Origin of the sequence: Terasakiella sp. 4MB5A, from assembly GCF_050058155.1 — a bacterium.
Classification (GTDB): Bacteria; Pseudomonadota; Alphaproteobacteria; order Rhodospirillales; family Terasakiellaceae; genus Terasakiella; species Terasakiella halodenitrificans.
The window spans coordinates 2,836,735-2,858,134 of the sequence record NZ_CP188815.1 but is presented as its reverse complement, the minus strand read 5'-3'; the positions used below and the strand labels follow the sequence as shown (position 1 = coordinate 2,858,134).

Annotated in this window: 21 protein-coding genes; 6 read left to right on the top strand and 15 right to left on the bottom strand. The window is 45.7% G+C overall.

Features of this window, described 5'->3' with window-relative positions; translation table 11 throughout:
* Positions 1–66: 66 nt before the first annotated feature.
* The 3 genes from ACI0FF_RS13475 to ACI0FF_RS13465 form a co-directional block, all read right to left on the bottom strand.
* The gene (locus ACI0FF_RS13475) at positions 67–1,053 is read right to left on the bottom strand and encodes a TRAP transporter substrate-binding protein (RefSeq protein WP_419797321.1); all 987 of its coding nucleotides are present in this window, start codon (positions 1,051–1,053) and stop codon (positions 67–69) included.
* A 415-nt stretch (positions 1,054–1,468) separates the two neighbouring features.
* Positions 1,469–2,824: a sigma-54-dependent transcriptional regulator gene (locus ACI0FF_RS13470; protein ID WP_419797320.1), complete on the bottom strand. Its 1,356-nt coding sequence runs from the start codon at positions 2,822–2,824 to the stop codon at positions 1,469–1,471.
* The gene (locus ACI0FF_RS13465; RefSeq protein WP_419797319.1) at positions 2,817–4,742 is read right to left on the bottom strand and encodes an ATP-binding protein; all 1,926 of its coding nucleotides are present in this window, start codon (positions 4,740–4,742) and stop codon (positions 2,817–2,819) included. The genes ACI0FF_RS13470 and ACI0FF_RS13465 overlap by 8 nt, the downstream gene beginning before the upstream one ends.
* Positions 4,743–4,906: 164 nt before the next feature.
* Between ACI0FF_RS13465 and ACI0FF_RS13460 the strand changes: the two genes are divergently transcribed.
* Both ACI0FF_RS13460 and ACI0FF_RS13455 read left to right on the top strand, forming a co-directional pair.
* Positions 4,907–5,857, top strand: a complete 951-nt coding sequence (locus ACI0FF_RS13460) for a mitochondrial fission ELM1 family protein (protein WP_419797318.1) — start codon at positions 4,907–4,909, stop codon at positions 5,855–5,857.
* Positions 5,858–5,915: 58 nt separating this feature from the next.
* Positions 5,916–6,290 (top strand): hypothetical protein, encoded by a 375-nt coding sequence (locus ACI0FF_RS13455; RefSeq protein WP_419797317.1) that lies wholly within the window; start codon positions 5,916–5,918, stop codon positions 6,288–6,290.
* On the opposite strand, the gene ACI0FF_RS13450 is transcribed toward ACI0FF_RS13455, so the two are convergent.
* Positions 6,287–7,699 (bottom strand): FAD-binding oxidoreductase, encoded by a 1,413-nt coding sequence (locus ACI0FF_RS13450; RefSeq protein ID WP_419797316.1) that lies wholly within the window; start codon positions 7,697–7,699, stop codon positions 6,287–6,289. The two genes, ACI0FF_RS13455 and ACI0FF_RS13450, sit on opposite strands and share 4 nt — an antisense overlap.
* Before the next feature lie 163 nt (positions 7,700–7,862).
* Between ACI0FF_RS13450 and gatC the strand changes: the two genes are divergently transcribed.
* Genes gatC through gatB form a run of 3 tightly spaced genes read left to right on the top strand, consistent with a single transcriptional unit; the run spans position 7,863 to position 11,097 of the window.
* Positions 7,863–8,153: an Asp-tRNA(Asn)/Glu-tRNA(Gln) amidotransferase subunit GatC gene (gene gatC / locus ACI0FF_RS13445; protein WP_188666892.1), complete on the top strand. Its 291-nt coding sequence runs from the start codon at positions 7,863–7,865 to the stop codon at positions 8,151–8,153.
* Positions 8,154–8,155: 2 nt separating this feature from the next.
* Positions 8,156–9,634 carry an Asp-tRNA(Asn)/Glu-tRNA(Gln) amidotransferase subunit GatA gene (gatA, locus tag ACI0FF_RS13440; protein WP_417841383.1) on the top strand — a complete coding sequence of 493 codons (1,479 nt, stop codon included), beginning with the start codon at positions 8,156–8,158 and terminating at the stop codon, positions 9,632–9,634.
* Between the two features lie 5 nt (positions 9,635–9,639).
* Positions 9,640–11,097 (top strand): Asp-tRNA(Asn)/Glu-tRNA(Gln) amidotransferase subunit GatB, encoded by a 1,458-nt coding sequence (gene gatB / locus ACI0FF_RS13435; RefSeq protein ID WP_419797315.1) that lies wholly within the window; start codon positions 9,640–9,642, stop codon positions 11,095–11,097.
* A 382-nt stretch (positions 11,098–11,479) separates the two neighbouring features.
* Here gatB and ACI0FF_RS13430 read toward each other — a convergent pair whose 3' ends face one another.
* The 9 genes from ACI0FF_RS13430 to ACI0FF_RS13390 form a co-directional block, all read right to left on the bottom strand.
* Positions 11,480–11,755 carry a hypothetical protein gene (locus tag ACI0FF_RS13430; RefSeq protein WP_419797314.1) on the bottom strand — a complete coding sequence of 92 codons (276 nt, stop codon included), beginning with the start codon at positions 11,753–11,755 and terminating at the stop codon, positions 11,480–11,482.
* A 186-nt stretch (positions 11,756–11,941) separates the two neighbouring features.
* Positions 11,942–12,808, bottom strand: a complete 867-nt coding sequence (locus ACI0FF_RS13425; protein ID WP_419797313.1) for a hypothetical protein — start codon at positions 12,806–12,808, stop codon at positions 11,942–11,944.
* A 41-nt stretch (positions 12,809–12,849) separates the two neighbouring features.
* Positions 12,850–14,001 (bottom strand): IS3 family transposase, encoded by a 1,152-nt coding sequence (locus ACI0FF_RS13420; RefSeq protein WP_419797312.1) that lies wholly within the window; start codon positions 13,999–14,001, stop codon positions 12,850–12,852.
* Between the two features lie 903 nt (positions 14,002–14,904).
* Complete coding sequence (locus ACI0FF_RS13415; RefSeq protein WP_419797310.1) at positions 14,905–15,501, bottom strand: tyrosine-type recombinase/integrase; 597 nt, start codon at positions 15,499–15,501, stop codon at positions 14,905–14,907.
* A 166-nt stretch (positions 15,502–15,667) separates the two neighbouring features.
* On the bottom strand, positions 15,668–16,093 hold the full coding sequence (locus ACI0FF_RS13410; protein WP_419797311.1) for a hypothetical protein: 426 nt from the start codon (positions 16,091–16,093) through the stop codon (positions 15,668–15,670).
* Between the two features lie 257 nt (positions 16,094–16,350).
* Positions 16,351–18,846 (bottom strand): DEAD/DEAH box helicase family protein, encoded by a 2,496-nt coding sequence (locus ACI0FF_RS13405; RefSeq protein ID WP_417842198.1) that lies wholly within the window; start codon positions 18,844–18,846, stop codon positions 16,351–16,353.
* A gap of 193 nt (positions 18,847–19,039) precedes the next feature.
* Positions 19,040–19,309, bottom strand: coding sequence for a hypothetical protein (locus ACI0FF_RS13400; protein ID WP_417842199.1), 270 nt, complete (start codon positions 19,307–19,309; stop codon positions 19,040–19,042).
* A gap of 123 nt (positions 19,310–19,432) precedes the next feature.
* Positions 19,433–19,792, bottom strand: a complete 360-nt coding sequence (locus tag ACI0FF_RS13395; RefSeq protein ID WP_417842200.1) for a hypothetical protein — start codon at positions 19,790–19,792, stop codon at positions 19,433–19,435.
* Positions 19,789–20,067: a DUF6626 family protein gene (locus ACI0FF_RS13390; protein WP_419799711.1), complete on the bottom strand. Its 279-nt coding sequence runs from the start codon at positions 20,065–20,067 to the stop codon at positions 19,789–19,791. The genes ACI0FF_RS13395 and ACI0FF_RS13390 overlap by 4 nt, the downstream gene beginning before the upstream one ends.
* Positions 20,068–20,174: 107 nt before the next feature.
* Between ACI0FF_RS13390 and ACI0FF_RS13385 the strand changes: the two genes are divergently transcribed.
* Positions 20,175–20,546 carry a hypothetical protein gene (locus tag ACI0FF_RS13385; protein ID WP_028880859.1) on the top strand — a complete coding sequence of 124 codons (372 nt, stop codon included), beginning with the start codon at positions 20,175–20,177 and terminating at the stop codon, positions 20,544–20,546.
* A gap of 161 nt (positions 20,547–20,707) precedes the next feature.
* Here the strand turns inward: ACI0FF_RS13385 and ACI0FF_RS13380 are convergent, their stop codons facing one another.
* A complete protein-coding gene (locus ACI0FF_RS13380) occupies positions 20,708–21,022 on the bottom strand; it encodes a HigA family addiction module antitoxin (RefSeq protein ID WP_028880860.1) in 315 nt (104 codons plus the stop codon).
* 11 nt (positions 21,023–21,033) lie between these two features.
* Positions 21,034–21,312: a type II toxin-antitoxin system RelE/ParE family toxin gene (locus tag ACI0FF_RS13375; protein WP_188667053.1), complete on the bottom strand. Its 279-nt coding sequence runs from the start codon at positions 21,310–21,312 to the stop codon at positions 21,034–21,036.
* Positions 21,313–21,400 lie beyond the last annotated feature (88 nt).

The window sequence follows — 21,400 nt, the reverse complement described above, 5'->3', positions numbered from 1 at the left end:
AGGTAGTTAAGGAAACACCCCTCAAAAAACCGAAGTATTTTGAGGGGTGTTTTTTTAGCAGACAGCTTAGTTATTGGCTGCAATTGCAGCGTCGAGGAGGTCTTTACCGACATCACCTTCGAATTTCGCCCATACAGGCTTCATAGCTTCAACCCACTGCTGACGCTCAGCATCAGTTAGGTCGATAACTTTAGAACGACCGGATTCTTCAATCGCTTTACGGTCGCTAATGGCTTTTTCACCCGCAATTTTGTTACCAAATGCAATGGCTTCATCCATCGCTTTTTTAACTTCATCGCGAACGTCACCCGGCAGGCCGTCCCAGAATTCAGTAGACGTTACAACCAGGTAGTCCAGCAGACCGTGGTCAGAGGCTGTGATATATTCCTGAACTTCGAAGAATTTCTTGGAATAGATGTTGGACCATGTGTTTTCCTGACCGTCGATGGCCTTGGTTTGCAGCAGTGTAAATACTTCAGAGAACGGCTTTTTCAACGGAACAGCATTTACAGCCTCGAACTGAGCAGACAGAACGTCAGAAGGCATGATGCGGAATTTCAGGCCATTCGCATCAGCAGGAACACGCAAGGGTTTGGAAGCAGAGATTTGCTTCATACCATTGTGCAGGTAACCTAAACCGACGATACCTTTGCGTTTCATGGAGCTCAACAGTTTTTGACCGGCTTCACTTTGCTGGAATTTTTCAGCAGCTTCCATGTTTTTAAACAGGAACGGCAGATCGAAAAGTTGCACTTTCTTTGTGTATTTTTTGAATTTAGACAAAGACGGTGCAGCGATTTGCACATCGCCCAACAACATGGCTTCAAGAACTTTGTTATCACCGTAGAGCTGTGAACTCGGGTAAACTTCGACTGTTACTTTGCCACCCAGACGTTCTGCAACCAGATCGCGGAATTTATTGGCCATTTGACCTTTCGGTGTGTTTTCAGCAACAACGTGAGAAAACTTGATTACGATCGGCTCTGCTGCTGTTGCAACAGTTGCCGTCATCATAGCGGCGGCAGCAAAAAGGCCGGCAGTAAGTTTACGCATAAGGAATATTCCTCCCAAAATTAAAAAAATGAGGGTGGCGTGTCGCTTTGAGGCTGAAAACAGCTTTTTCGACGATACTCCCGTTGCCACCCTCATCAGAGTTTGAAACTTTAAGCAAAGAAAGTAGCCATAAGATTTCAAAATGTTGGGCTGAATAGAAGGACGAAAATGAAGAAAACCCGCAAAAAACAAGGTGTGCAGCGCAGCAATCAATATTTTCTTACGTTTCGGGTCATGACTGGATGGAATTCCGCCTATGCTTTAAAAAAGACATGGCGGAATTCCGCCTATCCAAATGTTCTGAAAGCGAACAATGTTTCAGGTATGCAAGAATCGCATGGCAGATTTACCAGATTCGCAATAGTGGTAATACCGCTTTGGATTATTTTTTTCGCTTTAAGATCAAGAATTGACCTTATACAAAGTCGGCCCGGTCAATTTCGTATTTCTTGAGCTTATCGCTGAGTGTTTTGCGCGGAATCCCTAAAGTTTCCATTGCATTCTTGATGCTGCCATTGGATTTTTCCAAGGCTTGCATGATAAGTCCTTTTTCAAAGGCTTCGACTTTTTCAGGTAGACTTTGTCCGTCATGGCTTGTTGATGACAAACGCATGGATAATGGGTTTTGCCCACCGCTTAAGACATATCGCTCTGCCGCGTTTTTGAGTTCGCGCACATTGCCGGGCCAGTTATGTTGCATCAAGGCTTGTAATTGACCTTGTTTAATCTCATTGGCATCGCGTGACATGCGTTGGGCGGCATCTTCCACGAAATGCTGGAACAGAAGAGGGATATCTTCGCGCCAATCGCGCAAGGGCGGTGTTTCTATGACGACCACGCTGAGACGATAGTAAAGGTCTTCACGGAAGTTTCCTTTTTCGACTTCATTCAATAAATTGGCTTTTGAGGCGGCTACAATGCGCAGATTAAGCGGGATGACGGTGTTGGAACCCAATCGTTCGATGGAACGTTCTTGAAGAACTCGCAGTAATTTAACCTGCATGGACATGGGCAGGGCTTCGATTTCATCTAAAAAAAGGGTCCCGCCGGAGGAATACTCAATTTTACCGATGCGGCGATTTGTCGTTCCGGGAAAGGCCCCTGGTTCAAATCCAAACAATTCGCTTTCAAAAATGCTATCAGGCATGGCGCCACAATTTACGGCAACAAAATGCCCATTGCAGCGATTGCTGTTATCGTGCAGGCAACGCGCCACCATTTCTTTACCGGTACCAGTTTCGCCGACGACGAGGACATCTGTATCCGTATCTGAAATATTGGCAATCAGGTTGCGCAGATATTCAATAGGGCGGGACTTTCCTAAAAAATTGGAAGAAACACCGCTTTGTTTTTTGAGCTTTTCACGCAGCGCGCGGTTTTCGCGCAGGAGCGAGAGTTTTTCCATCGCACGTCCAGCGACATCGCTGAGAAGTTCGGATGGGAATGGCTTTTCAATGAAATCATAGGCACCGTCGCGCATGGCCTGTACTGCCATTGTCACATCGCCATGTCCGGTGATCAGGATAATGGGTAGGTTTCGATCTATCTTATGTGCGGCTTCCATAAAGGCGAGGCCATCCATACTGGGCATTTTAATGTCTGAAATGACGATGCCGGGCCAACCTTGTTGAATTTGTTTAAGCGCATCTTCTGCCGTTTCCAGACAGGTAACATCGAAACCGGCCAATTCCAGTGTTTGTTTTGCTGAAAGACGAATGTGCAGTTCGTCATCTACAAAAAGGACGGGACCTTTATATTGATAATCAACCATGGGCGGCCTGTAAAAGTTCTATCGTAAAGACGGCACCGCCGTCGGGGTGATTGTGTGCTTTAAGAACACCACCGAAATCCTGAATGATTCGCGAAGAAATGGAAAGCCCCAATCCAAGTCCCTTGCCGACTTCTTTTGTGGTGAAGAAGGGATCGAAAATACGTTCAAGGTCATTGTCCTCAAAGCCGGGACCATTATCGCGAATATGAATGGCCATGCGGGTTCCTTGGGCTTGTGCTGAAATCCATATGCGGGCACCTGTTTTATCTGCCAAGGCATCCAGTGCATTTCGCAGGATATTAAGCAGGACTTGTTCCAGACGAATGGCTTCACCTAGAACGCTGATGGTTGGATCCGTAATGCTATTGATGATTTGTGTGTTTTCAAACTTGGAACTGCTTTCCAGTAATGTCAGCGTATCGCTCATGACTTTGACAAGACTGATGGGTTCTTTTTGCGAAGGAGTTTTGCGAGAAAAAACTTTGAGCTGTCCTGAAATTTTACCGAGCCGGGCACACAACTGCGAAATCTGAACAAGATTGGAATCGACATCATCCAGGCGGTCCCGTTTCAATAAAACGCTGGCATTATCGGCATAGCTGCGAATGGCGGTAAGCGGTTGGTTCATTTCATGGGTGATCCCGGCAGCCATTTGCCCAAGGGCGGCAAGTTTACCCGCCTGCACCAATTCGTCTTGAGCGCGGTGCAGGTCGTCTTCTGCTTTGTGGCGTTCCTGAATTTCTTCTTCCAGTCGTTTATTGGCTTCACTGAGGGCTTTCGTGCGACGTTCGACACGGTGTTCCAATTCAATTGCGGCATTCTCAAGTGTCAGACGATGGCGCTCCTGATATTTCAGTTTATTATTAATCATATTGCGCCGCTGCAACATGTAGAGAAAGCTGAGAATAGCGATTAGCCAAGCAAAAGCGGCAATAATCAAGGTGTTGATTACGTCGCTACGTAAGTTTGCCTCATTAAAAATATAATGGGCTGTCCATTCGGTTCCTAAAACGGGGCGGGAGCGGATATAAATGTTTTCCCATTTTTTTGCGTCCTGCCCATTCTTTAAAGGATGGCGTATGGCAAGTCGAATGGTGTCATCATCTACAATATGTTTACGCCCCGTCTGAATTGGGAGAAGCTTTTCTTTTGGGTACTGCCGGGCCGCAATCATTTGATCTCGTAACTCAGGATCTAATTGTTTAAGTGTTCGAAAACGCCATTCGTCACGTCCTGAGATAATAACAACACCATGATGGTCTGTAACGATGACTTCTTCTTTAGCGTTTGCCCAAGCCCCTTCCAAACGGGCCATGCTGACTTTAACAACGACAACGCCGTCAATGCGATCTCCATCTCCAATCGGGTATGACAAGAAATAGCCCGGAATTTTAGACGTTGTGCCTAAAGCAAAGTAATGTCCGGTCTGGCCTTTCATCGCGTTCTGGAAATAAGGACGAAAACGAAAGTTCTTACCAATGAAACTGTCTTCTTCATCCCAGTTGCTGGCTGCAATTGTAATGCCCTTTGTGGTCATGACGTAAACGGCGGAAGCTTCGGCAATTTGTTTGATGGCGCTGAGGTGACGGTTTGCCCGATCAACGCGAAAATCCAGCCTTTCCCCTTCGAATAAGGATTTCAAAATCGGATCTCGAGCTAAAATGACAGGCAGATATTCGTATTTTTCCAATTCGCTGACGATATTGGACGAATAAAGCTGCATGCGCGAGTCGAGCTTGCGTCTTAAATCATTAAGGCTGTTGGTATGGGTCCATTGTGCCAAGGCCCATAAGGTAAGTGGCATGGCGATAGAAATAAGAATGACCAGCAAAATTTTGATGGATCGGTTTTGTAACAGGTCATCGTCTTTGTTATTGAATTCGGCTGAAGCCGTGAATTCAAAAGAGGTATCGCTCATTGCGTTTTATAAAAGCCAAATTGTACCGTTTCATGCAGCATAGGCAATTGTTGTGAACTAGTCAAAGCCTCGCAATAAAATGGAATGAATTGCAAAGTGGTTCATGTCAGGATAACAAAGGGTAGATATAAAATGGGTCTGGGTGAATGAATTCAAGGACGAGCATGAAAACGATATGGGTGTTGCTGGATGATCGGGCCGGCAACGTAAACCAGTGCCTTGGCGTTGCAGAAGCTCTGGGGGAGCCCTTTATCCGCAAGGATATTACCTATAATGTTTTGGCAAAATTACCTAATTTATTACTGGGTGCGAGCTTGTGCGGTGTATCTGCGCAAAGCCGTCATTCCTTAAAGGCACCGTGGCCTGACTTGGTTATTGCCGCCGGGCGTCGAACAGCCCCTGTTGCGCGTTATATTAAAAAGAAAAGTCAGGGCAAAACCAAACTTGTCCAAATTATGCATCCCGGTGCGGCTGGGGCGGTGGATTTTGATTTGATTTGCGTCCCCGCACATGATTTGCATGGGCCTTTACAAGCAAATGAAATGACGATGTTTGGCGCCCCCCACCGTGTTACAGCCGAAAAACTGGTGCAGGCGGCATCCGATTGGGCAGATCGTTTTAACGGCCTTTCTTCGCCTAGGATCGGATTAATTGTCGGTGGTGCAACAAAAAATCGTGCCTTTTCAACCGAGATGGCTCGTGATTTGGGGGGCGCTATTCATAATATGGCACAACAAAAGGGGGCGAGCGTGCTGGTGACGACATCGCGTCGAACCGGAGAGGCTGCGGACCCGCTTTTAGATGAAATTACGGTGCCTTCGTTTAAATATAAATGGGGAGATAAGGGCGATAACCCTTATTTTGGCATTTTAGCCTGTTCCGATCTCTTGATTGTCACAGGTGATAGCGTGTCTATGTGTTCGGAATGTTGCGGTACGGGAAAACCTGTTTACGTTTATGCCCCACAAGGAATGATTTCTGACAAGCATATGCGTATGGTAAATGCATTCATCGAAAACCAATATGCCCTGCCTTTTGGGGATGAATGTCTGCAGGAAAAAACGCAAACATTGAATGCGGCGATTGATATTGCTGCGCGCATCAAACAGCTTTAGAATGGTGTGAAATCTTATGCCTTTTGTGTTTGAGAGTTTGCAGATGAAGGACAATACAATGTCGGATAAGCTGGTTGTAACAACGAAGGAAAAATATACAGAGCTTGTTATGCAGAATGGTGCACGGGCGAGCGACTTTCTAAATTTTTATGCAGAACATTTTAGAACGCATGCAGGCTGTGAAAAAGTGTATATGTTGGTTGATGTGCGCGGACGACTCGCAATTCTAGGGCTTGCTGAATTCAGAGCCATACTGGATTTAATGCATGAAAATCAGATAATGATGATGGATATGCATGTTGTGACTAATGATGACGCACGCCCGATGATCGGTGAAATGATTAAAGCATTGTGTGAAGAAAGTATTTCTAAAATTAACACTTTTTTTTATCGGGACAAAGATGAAGTGGAACACATTCTCGCACGTCTTTAGATTTTGATCACCTTGCCGGGGTTCATAATATTATTTGGATCGAAGGCACGCTTGATTGTACGCATACTGTCCAGTTCGACACCGCCCCGAAAACGATCCATTTCAACCACCTTGAGCTGACCGATCCCATGTTCGGCGCTGAAGGAACCCTCATATTTTTCAGCCATTTCATGGACGATTTCGTTAAAGGCTTCCCAGTTGGTCAGGAAGGCTGATTTTTCCATTGTTTCAGGTTGAGAGATGTTGAAATGGATATTGCCGTCCCCGACATGACCAAAGGCACAAATACGACTGCCGGGAACAACATTACAAACAGCGTGAGAAGTTTCTGCCAGAAAATCAGGGATATGGGAAACCGGGACGGAAATGTCATGTTTCACCGAACCGCCTTCGCGTTTTTGGGCCTCTGACATGCTTTCACGCAAGGCCCATATTTTTTCAGCCTGCATTAAATCCTGCGCGATAACGGCATTTTGGATGTAACCGCGATCAAACAAGGGATGTAAAGCCTCTTCCAATTCATTTTGCAGGTTTGTCTGTGCGCGGGAGGTCGAAATTTCAAGTACGCCATACCATTGATACGTGGTGGGAAATGGATCTTTTGTTCCTGGGATATGTTTTAAGACCAAGTCCAGACCGAAGCGTGGGATCATTTCAAAGGCGCAAAGCTGTTCGCCAAAATAGTCCCGCATATAGGCAAAGATATCCATTAAATGCCCGGGACTTTCGCTTGCAACAAAGGCGCAGGCACGGGCTTTGGGTTTAGGGAATAATTTAAGAACCGCGCCGGTAATAATACCCAAGGTGCCTTCTGATCCGATAAATAGATGTTTCAAATCATATCCGGTGTTGTCCTTGCGCAAGGCACGCAAACCATTCCAGATTTGCCCGTCGGGCAGCACAACTTCCAGCCCAAGTGTCAAGTCGCGCATGTTGCCATAACGCAAAACATGAATGCCGCCAGCATTGGTTGCAAGGTTGCCGCCAATTTGGCAACTGCCTTCTGCGGCAAGGGACAGTGGAAAATAAAGATCGGCCTTGTCTGCGGCCATTTGGATGTTCTGTAAAATACATCCGGCATCCACGGTCATCGTTGCATTAAGGCTGTCTAATTGGCGAATTTTATTCAGGCGGGATAAGTTCAATAAAACACCGCCTTGGGGAACAGCGCCGCCGCAATGGCCTGTGTTGCCGCCTTGGGGGACGACCGGGATATTTTCATCATTGCAAATGGCAAGGACTTCTGCGACTTCCTGCGTGTTTTTTGGGCGGATTAATACATCGCAATGACCCTGAAAACGATTACGGCTTTCTTGCAGGTAAGGGGTGATTTCACCTTGATTTGTGGTGAATCCTTTATCGCCTACAATTGAGTGCAGGGTTTGTAGAAGGGCGGCAGACAGGGGCATCAGAAACTCGTTTTATTCAGCTTAGGAGGCAAGAAGCTCCGTTTCGTGACTTTCTTCTACACTACCCCTTGTTTTGCATGCTTTCCAGTGCTACTTTCCGCGCTTCAAACTTTCACTTTTTTTGTAAGCCCGCAATGGCGGGTCGATAAGGGACGAAATCGTCATGTCTGCATTAGACAAAGATACCGTCAAGAACATTGCTTTTCTGTCACGCATCGAAGTGGCCGATGAAAAGTTGGAGCCGCTGGCTCAAGACTTGACCAAAATCCTTGATTGGGTTGAACAACTTTCAGAAGTTGACACCGACGGCGTAGAGCCGATGACATCCGTAGCTGCACAAACGTTGCACTGGCGACAGGACGAGGTTACAAGCGGCGACCAGCCGGACTTGGTTCTCAAAAATGCACCGGATCAGACCGATCATTGTTATCTCGTTCCCAAGGTGGTGGAATAAACATGACGAAATTGACAAACTTAACACTGGCAGAGGCCCGCGACGGTCTGAAAGCCGGTGACTTCAGCGCGGTGGAGCTCACCAAAGCCCATATCGACGCGATGGAAAAACATAAAGACCTGAACGCGTTTATTACTGAAACACCGGAATTGGCGCTGGAACGAGCACAAGCCAGTGATGCCAAGATTAAATCCGGTGATGCAGGCGCGATGGAAGGTCTGCCAATCGGCATGAAAGACCTGTTCTGTACCGAAGGGGTGCGCACAACTGCCGCCTCACGCATTCTGGACAACTTCATTCCGCCTTATGAATCCACTGTCTCCGGTAATTTGAAAAAAGCCGGTGCGGTCATGTTGGGCAAAACCAACCTTGATGAATTTGCAATGGGTTCTGCCAACATCACGTCCAACTTTGGTTCTGTAAAGAACCCATGGGGCGAAAATGTCGGTAAAGACCTTGTCCCCGGTGGATCAAGCGGTGGGTCTGCAGCAGCAGTTGCAGGCGGTCTGGCCTTGGCGGCAACAGGTACCGATACAGGCGGTTCCATCCGTCAACCGGCGTCTTTTTCCGGTATTGTTGGGTTGAAGCCGACATATGGCCGTTGTTCGCGCTGGGGCATTGTGGCTTTCGCATCCTCGCTGGATCAGGCAGGCCCGATGACCAAGACGGTTCGTGATGCGGCGATTATGCTGCAATCTATGGCGGGTTATGACGTGCATGATTCCACATCAGCCCGCGTTGATTTACCGAATTTTGAGGCTGCGCTCAGTGGTGATATCAAAGGTCTGAAAATCGGTATCCCGAAAGAATATAAAGTGGACGGCATGCCGCAGGAGATCTTGGAGCTTTGGAAAAAAGGCGAAGAGATGCTTAAAGATGCCGGTGCCGAAGTGGTGGATGTTTCCCTGCCGCATACAAAATATGCGCTGGCGACTTATTACATCGTTGCCCCGGCCGAAGCTTCTTCCAACCTTGCGCGTTATGACGGTGTGCGTTATGGCCACCGCGCAGAAGGGGAGTTGAAAAATCTGGATGACCTGTACATGAAAACCCGTGCACAGGGCTTTGGTGAAGAAGTTCAGCGCCGGATTATGATCGGCACTTACGTTCTTTCTGCAGGCTATTACGATGCCTATTATGCCAAGGCACAGAAAATCCGCACCTTGATCGCGCAGGACTTTGAAAAAGCCTACGAACAGTGCGACGTGATCCTGACGCCGACCTGTCCGTCCGAAGCATTCGGGATTGGGGAAAATGAAGATGATCCTGTGAAAATGTACCTGAACGATGTCTTTACTGTACCGACATCTTTGGCCGGTCTGCCGGGCATTTCGGTTCCGACAGGTTTGTCCGCCAGCGGTTTGCCGTTGGGTCTGCAATTGATCGGGCGTCCGTTTGATGAAGAAACCGTCCTGCGTACTGCAGATGTATTGGAAAAGGCCGCTGCATTCAGCGCCAAGCCTAAGATGTTGGAGGCGTAACTCACATGGCTTACATTATCAAAGGTGAAACAGGCGATTGGGAATTGGTGATCGGTCTAGAAGTCCATTGTCAGGTCATTTCCAACGCCAAGCTGTTTTCCGGTGCTTCTGCCACTTTCGGGGCAGAACCAAACCATAATGTCGCGTTTCTGGATGCGGGCATGCCGGGCATGTTGCCGGTCATTAACGAAAAATGTATCGAACAAGCTGTTCGCACCGGTTTGGGCCTGAAGGCGAAGATCAACGAATATTCTGTCTTTGCCCGTAAAAACTACTTCTACGCCGATTTGCCGCTGGGCTATCAGATCTCCCAGTTTGACAAACCTATTGTGGGCGAAGGCACCATGATTTTGGATTTGGAAGACGGCGCAACCAAAGAAGTCGGGATTGAACGTCTGCATATGGAAATTGATGCCGGTAAATCCCAGCACGACCAACATCCGACCAAGTCCTTGATCGACTTGAACCGGGCAGGGGTCTGCTTGATGGAAATCGTTTCTATGCCGGATATGACATCACCGGAAGAAGCCGGTGCTTATTTGCGCAAACTGCGTTCTATCGTGCGTTATCTGGAAACGTGTGATGGCAACATGGACGAAGGTTCCATGCGCTGTGACGTTAACGTATCGGTACGTAAAGTGGGCGAAGAAGGCCTGCGTACCCGTACAGAAACCAAAAACGTTAACTCCGTTCGTTTCGTCATGCAGACGATTGAGGCCGAAGCCGCCCGTCAGGTTGAAGTCTACGAAGAGGGTGGCGAGATTGTGCAGGAAACCCGCCTGTTTGACCCAAGCAAGGGTGAAACCCGATCCATGCGGTCCAAAGAACATGCGCACGATTATCGCTATTTCCCCGACCCGGACTTGCTGCCTTTGGTTTTGCCGGAAGGTTTTGTGGAAAATATCCGCAAAACTCTGCCGGAATTACCGGACGAGAAAAAAGACCGCTTCATTAACGAACTGGGCCTGTCCCCTTATGACGCGTCCGTTCTGGTTGCCGAAAAAGAAAAAGCTGATTATTTCGAAAAAGTGGCAAAGGGCCGCGATACCAAATTGGCAGCAAACTGGGTCATTACCAACCTGTTTGCGGTACTGAACAAACAAGGCGTTTCAATCCAGAATAGCCCGGTCAGTGCAGCCAATCTTGGGAAACTGGTGGAATTGATCTCAAACGACACCATTTCAGGCCGAATTGCCAAAGACGTCTTCGAAATCATGGTGGAAACTGGCGATGATCCAGAAAAGATCGTCGAAGAAAAAGGCCTCAAGCAAATCACCGATACAGGCGCGATTGAAGCGGCGATCGATGAAATTATGGCAGCCAATCAGGATAAAGTCGAAGAAATCCGTGGCGGTAAAGATAAAATGCTTGGCTGGTTTGTCGGTCAGGTTATGAAAGCCACCCAAGGCAAAGCCAATCCGGGTGTCGTAAACAAATTGCTCCGTGATAAAATCATGAGCTAACCGTTTGTTAGACCGAAGACCTAAAGCAAAACGCCCTCAAGGAAACTTGGGGGCGTTTTTTATTATTTTGTCTGAAAAAGATTAAAACGGCTAACTTGTCGAGTGGGAATAAATTTCACCTAAAAAACATAAGTATTACAAAGGTTCAACGTTTACATAGTCTTTTCATTGTCATCCAGAGTATGTTACTTTTCAATGGGGTAGAAATTCAACTTTCCCAAAAGTTACAGACTTTGGTGATTATTGTGGAACATAAATCCCCCAAATCTAAAACGCTCAAAGATCAGCACCCAATTCTCGGTGGGGATGCTGTCGTTTACCGTACTCGGCAGAATGGTGCTGCATTAGAAATAGCAGGAGCCAAAAGGCTCCTGCTTTCAAGTCAATCCAGTTCGTAGATCATTCGAAAACCAATTTTCCGAGATTTATATTTTCCGGTACTCCGTGCGGAAAAACGCTCTCGTTCGGCTGGTAGCATTGCGGATGGAACCGAAGACAGAGAAGCTAAGGACCAGCAATCAATGGCAGCAGCATTAGGTTGGAGCCATTCACCAAAGTATGGTGAATTTAGAAAATGCAGACCATTTTTGTTTTTCTTCCAGATCAGCGCATCGTGATTGTATTTGAGAACCAATTTTTGGAAATCACTCTCAGCCATATAAGGAGGGTGTCCATCAATGCCTTACCGTTTTTGTCAAAAAATGAGCATAGACGGACCTGAAAGGCGTTCTGGAATTTTGAGTGAAAGTTCTCAAGTTTATTCCTGTTATCACCCTCAATATGATGTTCAAAGAATGTTGAGAAATAATCTTGGTCATCAACAGGGATTATACATTTTGCGATTTCACGAAATTCTTTCTCTTTCAGCAACCTGACAGGCAACTTCTGCTGCTTGCTTACCCAAGCGGTATAAGCCATTGCATCGTACCATGTGACTGAACGCAGGCAAGTCATCGTCATCTTCATTGACGGTAGTCCAGTCATCAACGCCATCTGCCAAACGACTGTATTCTTCATACTCTATGTTATCTGACATAAATGATTTGAATTCGCCAATTGTAATTAGGTCAGAAATTGCAAATTGCTGACCATCAATTTCAATGTCATTGAAACCTTTTGAGGATTTTGCTGTTTTGATAAATTGTTGGTATCTTCCACTATTTGAAAAAAGGCTTTTTAAAATCGTATCTTGGTTAGGGTAACTTCTAACCAGACCACCTTTTTCGTAGTAGTTAATCTCAGCATCATGTCGATCTTTTTCAAGCCAGCCAGTGTATGGATTACGAGGGTCGTTTTTGCCGTTCCGAGGAAAGTACAGCCATCTTTGGAAATCGTATTCATCTTGCGTTTTGGGAATATCGTCATTCTTGAGGTATGGGGCATAGGGATTGTGGTTGTAGGGTTGGTTTCTCATTCCTCGAAAGACAAAATCATATGCCCCGTTCTCGCCTTTTAGAAAAACAAGATTTTCGTTATATGGGATCACTTCAAGCCAAGAAGTTTTGATCTTCAACAATAATGAGTGAAGAAGCATTCCTGTCCGGAATAGGTTCTGCCTATCCCTTTCAATATGCTCGTATGTGTTCTCAAAATACTGTTGCGGCAATATTCCTGTTGGCATGTAGGTATTGCCGTAATCCAACAATTGATCGCCTAAAAGATTATTGAAGTAGTCGATGTCAAAAAATCCCATTTGTGCTTCATGGCTCAACACTGGACCCGTTCCCTAAAAGTGGAGAGCACCTTCTCCGTTTAGGCGGCCTTCATTTCGAATTGCATTGGACTGATATTTCCTAAATATGAATGTCGGCGTTTCGGATTGTAGAACCTGTTAATATATCCAAACAAGGCTTTTTCGGCCTGTTCTCGTGTTTGCAATTTCATTCTCCAGATTAATTCAGCTTTCAAAGATTTGAAGAATGTCTCAACAGCGGCATTATCATAACAATTACCTTTGCCTGACATAGAAGCCTTGAAGCCATGTTTTCTGAGCAATTTCTGATAGTCGTGCGAGCAATATTGACTTCCACGATCTGAATGGAAGATCACGCCTTCAGGCGGTTGACGTAAAGCGATCGCCCGTTGTAGGGCATCAATCACCAGTTTGCGTTTTAAGCGTTTACTTGTCGCCCAACCAATGACACGGCGGGAATAAAGATCAATCACAACGGCCAAGTACAGCCAGCCCTCTGCTGTCTTGATATAACTGATATCCCCAGCCCATTTTTGGTTTGGCCCTGAGGTCGTGAAGTCACCATCCAACAGGTTTGGAGCGACATTGAAATTATGATCACTATCCGTCGTCTTCTTGAAGGTATGCGTACGTATCACTCTGATATTATTGTCTTTCATCAAACGGGCGACACGTTTTTCACTGACTGTAAAGCCAAGGTCACGCAACTCATCCGTCATGCGTTCACGCCCATAGGATTGGTAATTTTCTTTATGAATAGTGCGAATATTGGTCAACAAAGTCAGGTCTTTGCGTTGTCGTTCAGACATGGGACGTTTACGCCAATCGTAATAACCACTGGGGCTGACATTGAAGGCTTTACAAAGCAAATTCAGCGGATGTTCGGCTTTCTTTTTATCAATGAATTTAAACCTCATCGCTTTTGGCTCGCAAAGAATTCCGTTGCCTTTTTTAGAATTTGCCGTTCCGTCCGCTTCGCGAGCCCTCTCCTCCTTGAGAATACGGTTCTCCTTGCGAAGGCGGGCAAGCTCCTTGTGAAGGTCGTCGTGTGGGCCTGACATTAAATCATCATGCTTATGCTGGGCGACCCATTTATTTAAAGTGGACATGCCGATACCCAGATCAGCAGCAACCTGTTTGCGGGACAATCCGCTTGTTAAAGCAAGCTGGACAGCTTCACGTTTAAATTCATCAGATTTTTTGAGACTCATTTATTCCTCCTGTAAATCTCAGTTTAACAGAAGGTGCTCTCCACTTTATAGGGACGGGACCAGTTTCCAGCTTGGCGTCGGATTTTACCCACACCCATAAAAAAAGGGGCTGACCAAAGCCAACCCCTTGTAAACTCTATTCCCACTCAATTTATACGTAGCCATAACCGCTTGCTCGCAAATGAATTAACGATGCTATGCAAAAAATATGTAATGGTTTTCCTTGATGCAAAATATTTTGATTTCGTATCCTGTTGTTGCCAAAGGCTTTTCTAAACTGCCGTTACATATTATGAGAATCCGAATTGACCACACATTCCGTGATACAAAGTGAGACTTCTTTCCATCACCCATAAACGTTTCTATTCGCTAAAGTTGCTATTTTGAAGCTGCGTAGGTAACACGCTGTTACCACCGAGTGCCGACATGGCGGTTTGTGTTAATGCATAGATGAGAGGAATTGTCGCTTCGCTATCATGTAGGGTCGGTTTGATAAATGCCCCCTTAAGTGGCCCAGCTAAGTATATATATTAGTAGGTTCATTTAGCGGGGCTTTTTGCGAATTTACCCCAGAGGGATTGCCGCTTCGCTATTCACGCGGGTTGGGGTGTTTCTGATTAACCAGACCTAAAAAACCACCCCTGTAGGGGCTTACTCAATATTTTTATTAGCAAACCCCCATAAGGGTGGTTTTTTGGTAAAATACACCAACAGCACAAATTGACATGAGCAACGCGAATGGAGATGGTGCTGGGGTGTCGGTCTCTGCGGAAACGCAGATGACCGTCTATGATCTTACAAATTGTAAGAATGCCCTATTGACGGACATATTCAGATCGGCACCTGAATGTTATGTCCATCAGATTTACTTAATTTTGACCGAGGTAACACGATGTTACCAAATCACAAAATTCGTGCGGCGACGGCCTTCATGGTATCCGGGTTTGATTGACAGTAGACGGCTGTCTGGCTGATGTTGGCATGGCCCATCATGGTTTGGACGGTTTTGATGTCTACGCCGCTGTTGATGAGCTTTGTGGCGAATGATCGGCGACCTGAGTGCGATGATACGGTCTCCGGCAATCCAGCCCGTCGAAACATCATCTTCATCGCCATCTGCAAACTGTGACCGGTGAACCCGGAGCCTTTTTGCGATCTGAACAATGGTGATCCGGCGACCATCACAACATCAGAATTATGACGCCGGTCATCCAGATACGCCTTGAGGCTCTTACGGACCTTCGAATTACTCAAAAATACTTCCCGATTTCGTTTGTTCTTGCTGTTCACACGCATGATCTGGAAGTGATCCTTGATGCTGCCATCGGCGTTAACAACATCATTTATGGTTAATGATGCCAATTCCGCCACACGCAGTCCAAGACCAAAACTCATCATCAGAATTGCTGTATTACGAAGACCATGACGTTCCGCAGCGGTAATTCGGATTAATCGATTAAATTCAGCATCGGTCAAAACACGGGCTTTACCTTCGATCATTTTACGCCTCCATAATATGGGGAATTATCATGGTGATGATATTTTCCACGGTTACAAGGTGAACGTTTCACCATGAATGTTCTGGACACCGCAGTCCCCTTCATAATCGGGGATAATGTGCCAAATCCCATGTTATGTAATGACGGGCCAGAACTATCAAAAAGGTTCATGATGCACCTTTTGTTTTTTTCCACCGGGTTTTCTGGTAGGCACGGTCAACAGCGTTAACAATGTCGGGGTCGTTTTCTTCAATCGCTGTTAACACCGTTGTTAACACCGCTTCGACGTCGGTTAACGAAATACCGGCACGGATCGTCGGATGTGACTTTATCGATACTGTTTGCGACGAGTATTTCAAATTGATGAGATACTCACCCTCATGCTCAAACCACCATGGTCGCAAGGCGAGGTCGAGGTGGGTTTCTTTACCGCCAACGTAACGGCGGCGTTTGACTGTATAGGTCTTTCCTGCTTGGGCATCACGACAGGCGTCAATTTGCTGTTGCAGAGCATTTCTGAACACATCCAACGGGTCTTTCCGGGGAACATGGGCCGCTGGTTTTGTGATGTCGGTAAAGTTTAAATCAATCATGAAAGCATCCTCGCTATTACATAAAATGCTATAATTTGAATCAAATAAGTCAATTCATTTGTATTTTGTATTTGCGTTAAATGCTCTTTTAATGTCCAATTTTTGAGTCCAGATAACAGTTTCAACGCCATTCCATTTTGTTGTTCAACATTGGTGAAATTGACGCTGGAACCACGATTGTGAAGCAAATTCGAAAACGAATCCAAAACATGAACAGCAAGGAATTAATGAATATGACTTGCTGTTTTGCGTGGTGATCACCCAGCTTTACGAAACGCATTTTTCACGGCTGTTGGAATTCGTTTGCGGTCCTGACTGTCGTGGTAACCGCCATCGATTTCTGCGATGAAGTTTGTCAATTGCCATTCATCAAGCGGATATCCCGCCAACTTTCCCCGCGAGATAAAGGACATTGCCAAGCCGAATATTCCGGTGTAGCGAGCATCACTATGTTCCGGGTGTGACTGGTATTCTTCAATTTTCTTGCTCGGTTTGAAATAACAGTTCTCAAGGGTGCCATCCCATTCCCGATACTCAATTTTATTTTCATTATCGTTGACGGGTTCATCGCTCTCAAATTCCAAGGGGGAAATAGATTGCTGTTCCTGCTCATGGACAATGGCCCGTTCGACCCATTTTACCGGATCAATCTCATCCCCCGGATAATCATGGAAGAACGATACGCCATCTTTGGCCTGCACTGGTGCATAAAACAATGATGAAGCGACAAACTTTGAAACATCAAATCCATGACGTTTTACGGTCTTACCTAATTTGATCAGTTTATCTGCCGTTTTATCATCGTAATATCCTTTTTCGCGTAGGACACGCTCAAATGTGCGAATGATGATCTGATGAGCTTCCACGGTCATGATCTGCTTTGTAGGAAAGAATGCTCGCCACCGATTACCACCGGAATAGGTATTGAAAGCAACCATGCGAAGGTCCGGGTGATAGCGGCGAAATTCTTCCGGTGTCAGATCACCGCCATCATTATCAAACCAGACCCCGTTCACATAGGTGATGTTATCAATACCTCGTTTTGTTTCCGGTGATTTGTCCGGGTCGAAATCGGCAGCCGATAACAGAATGTTATTCTTCTTGGAATCACTTACCCTTGCATGTGTTTCTTTTAATTGGGCGACCAGTTCATCATTTGTCAAACGAAGTCGATTTTCGGCTTTTGCGGAATAGATGCTATCGAAAATATTCATGTGGAAGGAATTATAGTTCCGTTTGATCTGCTCAAGCAGTTCATGGCCGTCAGGCGACCCCGAATGGCTTATATCTATAGTATTTTGGTGTCGGTTTTGCTCCGTCGCCAAACCAACTAATTCCGACAGAAGTTTGCGTGTCCGCTCCGCCCGTTTACGGACCTGCTTTTCGGCATTGGTAAATGAAGTGCCGCTGACGGACTGCCGTCCCGGCTTCTTTTTGGTCTTTTTGATCTGACCATCCAGACTTCCGATCTGGCATCCTGAAAAATAACGGGCCAAGTATTCAGCAGTTCGTTGGTCCGGCACAATACAGACTTTGGGATTGGTGTTATCCGGGTTACGAATACTTCCACGCATAATGCTTTGATATGCCGATTGGCATCCGGTTGCCCATTTGACATATTCCGGGTTTAGTCCTTGGCTTTGTAGGAATGCATAATGACCCGGCGTGCGGTTCAAAGCCGATAAGAAAACCACATTGTCGATGTGTTGATATTTGTTCATACCATTACTAACACCGGGCAAACGTTCATTGTTTCGACCGAACAGATCGTCGCCGACATCGTTGTTGCCAACCCACACGAAGTTCTGACCACAGAGTTCATTCTGAATTTGCTCAACGCACCAATCAAGCACGGGTTTGCCGTCAATCTCGGTATCACGGGTCCGTTTTGACCAATCTTCTTCCAGCAAATATTTGAACGTAATCAGTTCACCATTGTCATGTGAAGAATATCTGGCCCCGGATGAAATGGCCTCATGCTCTTTGATTTCCAGACCTTTGCTGACCCAGTAAAGATTGAGCAGTGATTCATCAAACATGGCTCCCATGATGATGACATCACGGTAACCTTCAAACACTGTTGGTTCCAACATGGCAAAAAAGCCCAGAGTGTGTCGTCCATGTTCTGTCTGGCATTCTTGGTGCCTGTGCCATTGTTCCTTCCGGCAATAGACGCTCCAATGGTCATTCAGAATGCACGCGGACAACTCTGAAAACATACTTATGACATCATCATTATCCGGGTTTGCTTGATATTCAGATAATCGGACATTGGATCGTGGTATCACCCGATAATGAATAGGATCAAAATCTTCAACATCGATATGGTCGGTTAATAACCGGTGCGTTTTGGGCAGTTTGAAATCCCATACTTTATCGACGGCGGGGATTTCATCAACGATGATGATCCAATCTCCTTTGCGATGCCAATATGGTAGTGACAGAAACGCCGCCTGTGTCATCAGAATAATTTCGCCAGCATCATCAGTGTCTCGCAAATGATCCATGATTTGCTGTTTGACTGAGCCACGATCTAAGCGTTTTGTATCTTCACCATAGAAATAGTTTACACGACAATTCGTGCTGCTTTCCATTCGATATTCGAGGATGTCATTATAGGTTTGATCAATGAGGATTTTGGATGGTTGGACGATGGCAATTTTCTTACCAGTCTTGCCAGCAAACTTCACCGCCCATCTTGCGGCGGTATAGGTTTTGCCACTTCCCGCCAAGGCATTTACTTTGTATATCATTACATGAGTTCCTTATTTGTTCTTTTGGTTATCAAAAAAGAAACCCAACAGGCTTGGCGGTCTGTTGGGTTTCGAGGTCTTCATCAGGAACGACGATGAATTATGTGTGTGTGATATGCGTGATCATCGTTCCTGTATCGCACGGCCGCCAAGCTGCGATATATGTATTTATCCTTCGAGATTTTCTGTTGGATCAGCCCATCAATTGACCACCGCTGATGACGGCGAATGCTTTGGCATCAGCTTCGACTTCAAACTTCACAAAGATCATATTGGCTCTGTGATATTCGGCGTCATTTAGCCATTCATAAATATCCGTAGGTTCAATACCGGCCAGAAAGAATGGTTTTACGTCATGGGTGCTATAACAGGCTTCCATAGCGAAAGCAGTTGAGGTAATCAGATCGTAGGTTAAACCTTCATAAGGTCTGTCTAAGGCAACATGCCATGGGTGGTTAGTCATCGTTAATTTCCTTGTTTTAGGGGGGATGATCTGTTGGTTCCGATTCATCGACATCATGATAAGACAGCCTCTTTAAGACTGTCATTTTATGGATTTACTTGGCGTTTCAAGTATTCAGGGGTGTCAATTTTTATTATCACCCAACAGAGATTTTTGAAGCTCATCCAAGTTGATGGTGATTATGTTATCTCTGTCAACGCAGGTCTTAACGCCCCATATGTCTGCGACCACGCCGTTTAGCGTTGAAGTCGCTCGGTCTAATGATTCAACAACCTCAATACGAGCTTCATCAAGCTCGTCAGAAACGATAATTTTCCCTACGATTTCTACGAAACAAATCCCATCCTTCATTTCTGTATCGAAGTTTTTGACCAGCACCGGGTATTCGTCCAATTGAACTTTATCGTAGAGCCATAGGCCCGGACTGTATCCCACGGGGAAGTTGCCGTTAATCGTAATTGGCACAATCGTAATTTTGGTCATGATAGCACCTTCTGAGTTTTGGTGATGTAATGCTCAAGCCAGTGGCAAAGCTCAGTGTCTGTCGTTTCTGTCAGGCATGTTTGTAAATAGGCGTGCAGGTTACGATACGCCTCCGGGGAAGGCTCATGTCCGTTATACCGAATCACCGACAAATAGGTGCGTGTCCTGCCCAGAGCAATCCGGGAAAAATCGGCTGCGTCGTTCAAATAGCAATTCGCTCGTAGGAACTCGAACGCCTGTTCAAATAAGGGCAGGTGATCTGATTTTATCAGCATTGGCAATTCTCCAATCATTTGATCCTGAATCTATTTATCAATGTCGAACAACATCGTTGAAGTTGGTGAATAAATAGAAGGAACAAGCACCAACGAGGAGACTGGTCATGCGTTTGCAAGACTTTGACAATGAATATGAACCGAAGCCCGAACAACGGTTGTTTTGCTGGACGATCACAGTCCGGGCAAAAGCCATGAGCAGATTATCGCCGTTCAATATGAATGATATCACAGTGGCATTCCCGATCCTGAATGCGACAACTGCGAATTTACGAAATATTCAAATGAAAGGCACTGGCGATTGCGGCCAGTTGATCGCATTTACCATCGACATTGCTGTGTTTGCGACCAGTGAAGCTGAATCGATGCGGATAGTGTTGGAGCCGACATTGCTTGATGTCACTCATAAAGACGGACAACTGAACTTGATTGAGCCGGAAGTGACCATTGGCGGGGAAAGTGTTTTGCCGGAAGTTTGATATAAAAAACTGGTCGTTAAAAATCCCGTTTTCTATATCAATTTTTGAAAAGCATACTTCACGAAAATATGCAAAACTGTGAAGTATGTCTTTTTCGTTTTTTGTAATTTTATTGCTAAAAATTGTCTCATATTGAGACAATTTCGGCATTTTGGAAACCTTTAAGCTGTCGTGTTTTCTTCCGGCCATACCTTCCCCGGTTTCCACTGCCGTAGTTCCTGTTCTGCTTCGTAAACATCTAATGCAGTTTGCATATTGACCCAAGGAGTAGGTGAAATATTCAATGCACGGGCAATCTTGCTGGCTGTTGTCGGCGTCATACGAGCCTTACCATTTAATATCTGTGATACGGTTTTACGGCTCATTTCAATGGCATCAGCCAGTTCTGAAACCTGAATATTTCGCGGATCAATGACCATAGCCTTCAAGGCTTCGCCGGGATGGCTGGGTGGTCTCATTCTTTCAATTTGTGCCATCATCATCTCCATTAATGGTAATCTTCAAAATTCAAAATCAATACATCCGGGTCTTCCCACTCAAAGGTAATGCACCAGTTCCCCGATGCGTGCATGGAATATTCACCTTTCCGCATCCCCTTTAATTCGTGGAAGTTCTGGATACCAACGCATTGGGCCAGATCGGTAACATTATCCAGAAAGTCCATGATGTAGATACAATTTGCATGGTAGCGTTTGTTGATTTTTGAGGTCTTGCCCGTTTGAAATAATTCTTTCAGACCTTTGTGCTTTATCTTTGTAATCGGCATTCCATGTCCTTTGTGCGTTACGAGTAACGTAACACGTTACTCATGAGGTAACAAGTAAAACAAGAAACCCACCTCGACCTCGCCTTGC

Bases quoted from the DNA above. Each gene is read 5' to 3' on its own strand.
- ACI0FF_RS13385 (WP_028880859.1), top strand. From the start codon at position 20,175: ATGCGTTTGCAAGACTTTGACAATGAATATGAACCGAAGCCCGAACAA.
- ACI0FF_RS13405 (WP_417842198.1), bottom strand. From the start codon at position 18,846: ATGATATACAAAGTAAATGCCTTGGCGGGAAGTGGCAAAACCTATACC.
- ACI0FF_RS13395 (WP_417842200.1), bottom strand. From the start codon at position 19,792: ATGACCAAAATTACGATTGTGCCAATTACGATTAACGGCAACTTCCCC.
- ACI0FF_RS13420 (WP_419797312.1), bottom strand. From the start codon at position 14,001: ATGAGTCTCAAAAAATCTGATGAATTTAAACGTGAAGCTGTCCAGCTT.
- ACI0FF_RS13380 (WP_028880860.1), bottom strand. From the start codon at position 21,022: ATGGCACAAATTGAAAGAATGAGACCACCCAGCCATCCCGGCGAAGCC.
- ACI0FF_RS13375 (WP_188667053.1), bottom strand. From the start codon at position 21,312: ATGCCGATTACAAAGATAAAGCACAAAGGTCTGAAAGAATTATTTCAA.
- ACI0FF_RS13415 (WP_419797310.1), bottom strand. From the start codon at position 15,501: ATGATCGAAGGTAAAGCCCGTGTTTTGACCGATGCTGAATTTAATCGA.
- ACI0FF_RS13450 (WP_419797316.1), bottom strand. From the start codon at position 7,699: ATGCCCCTGTCTGCCGCCCTTCTACAAACCCTGCACTCAATTGTAGGC.
- ACI0FF_RS13390 (WP_419799711.1), bottom strand. From the start codon at position 20,067: ATGCTGATAAAATCAGATCACCTGCCCTTATTTGAACAGGCGTTCGAG.
- ACI0FF_RS13475 (WP_419797321.1), bottom strand. From the start codon at position 1,053: ATGCGTAAACTTACTGCCGGCCTTTTTGCTGCCGCCGCTATGATGACG.
- ACI0FF_RS13460 (WP_419797318.1), top strand. From the start codon at position 4,907: ATGAAAACGATATGGGTGTTGCTGGATGATCGGGCCGGCAACGTAAAC.
- ACI0FF_RS13465 (WP_419797319.1), bottom strand. From the start codon at position 4,742: ATGAGCGATACCTCTTTTGAATTCACGGCTTCAGCCGAATTCAATAAC.
- ACI0FF_RS13470 (WP_419797320.1), bottom strand. From the start codon at position 2,824: ATGGTTGATTATCAATATAAAGGTCCCGTCCTTTTTGTAGATGACGAA.
- gatC (WP_188666892.1), top strand. From the start codon at position 7,863: ATGTCTGCATTAGACAAAGATACCGTCAAGAACATTGCTTTTCTGTCA.
- gatA (WP_417841383.1), top strand. From the start codon at position 8,156: ATGACGAAATTGACAAACTTAACACTGGCAGAGGCCCGCGACGGTCTG.
- ACI0FF_RS13430 (WP_419797314.1), bottom strand. From the start codon at position 11,755: ATGGCTGAGAGTGATTTCCAAAAATTGGTTCTCAAATACAATCACGAT.
- gatB (WP_419797315.1), top strand. From the start codon at position 9,640: ATGGCTTACATTATCAAAGGTGAAACAGGCGATTGGGAATTGGTGATC.
- ACI0FF_RS13400 (WP_417842199.1), bottom strand. From the start codon at position 19,309: ATGACTAACCACCCATGGCATGTTGCCTTAGACAGACCTTATGAAGGT.
- ACI0FF_RS13410 (WP_419797311.1), bottom strand. From the start codon at position 16,093: ATGATTGATTTAAACTTTACCGACATCACAAAACCAGCGGCCCATGTT.
- ACI0FF_RS13455 (WP_419797317.1), top strand. From the start codon at position 5,916: ATGTCGGATAAGCTGGTTGTAACAACGAAGGAAAAATATACAGAGCTT.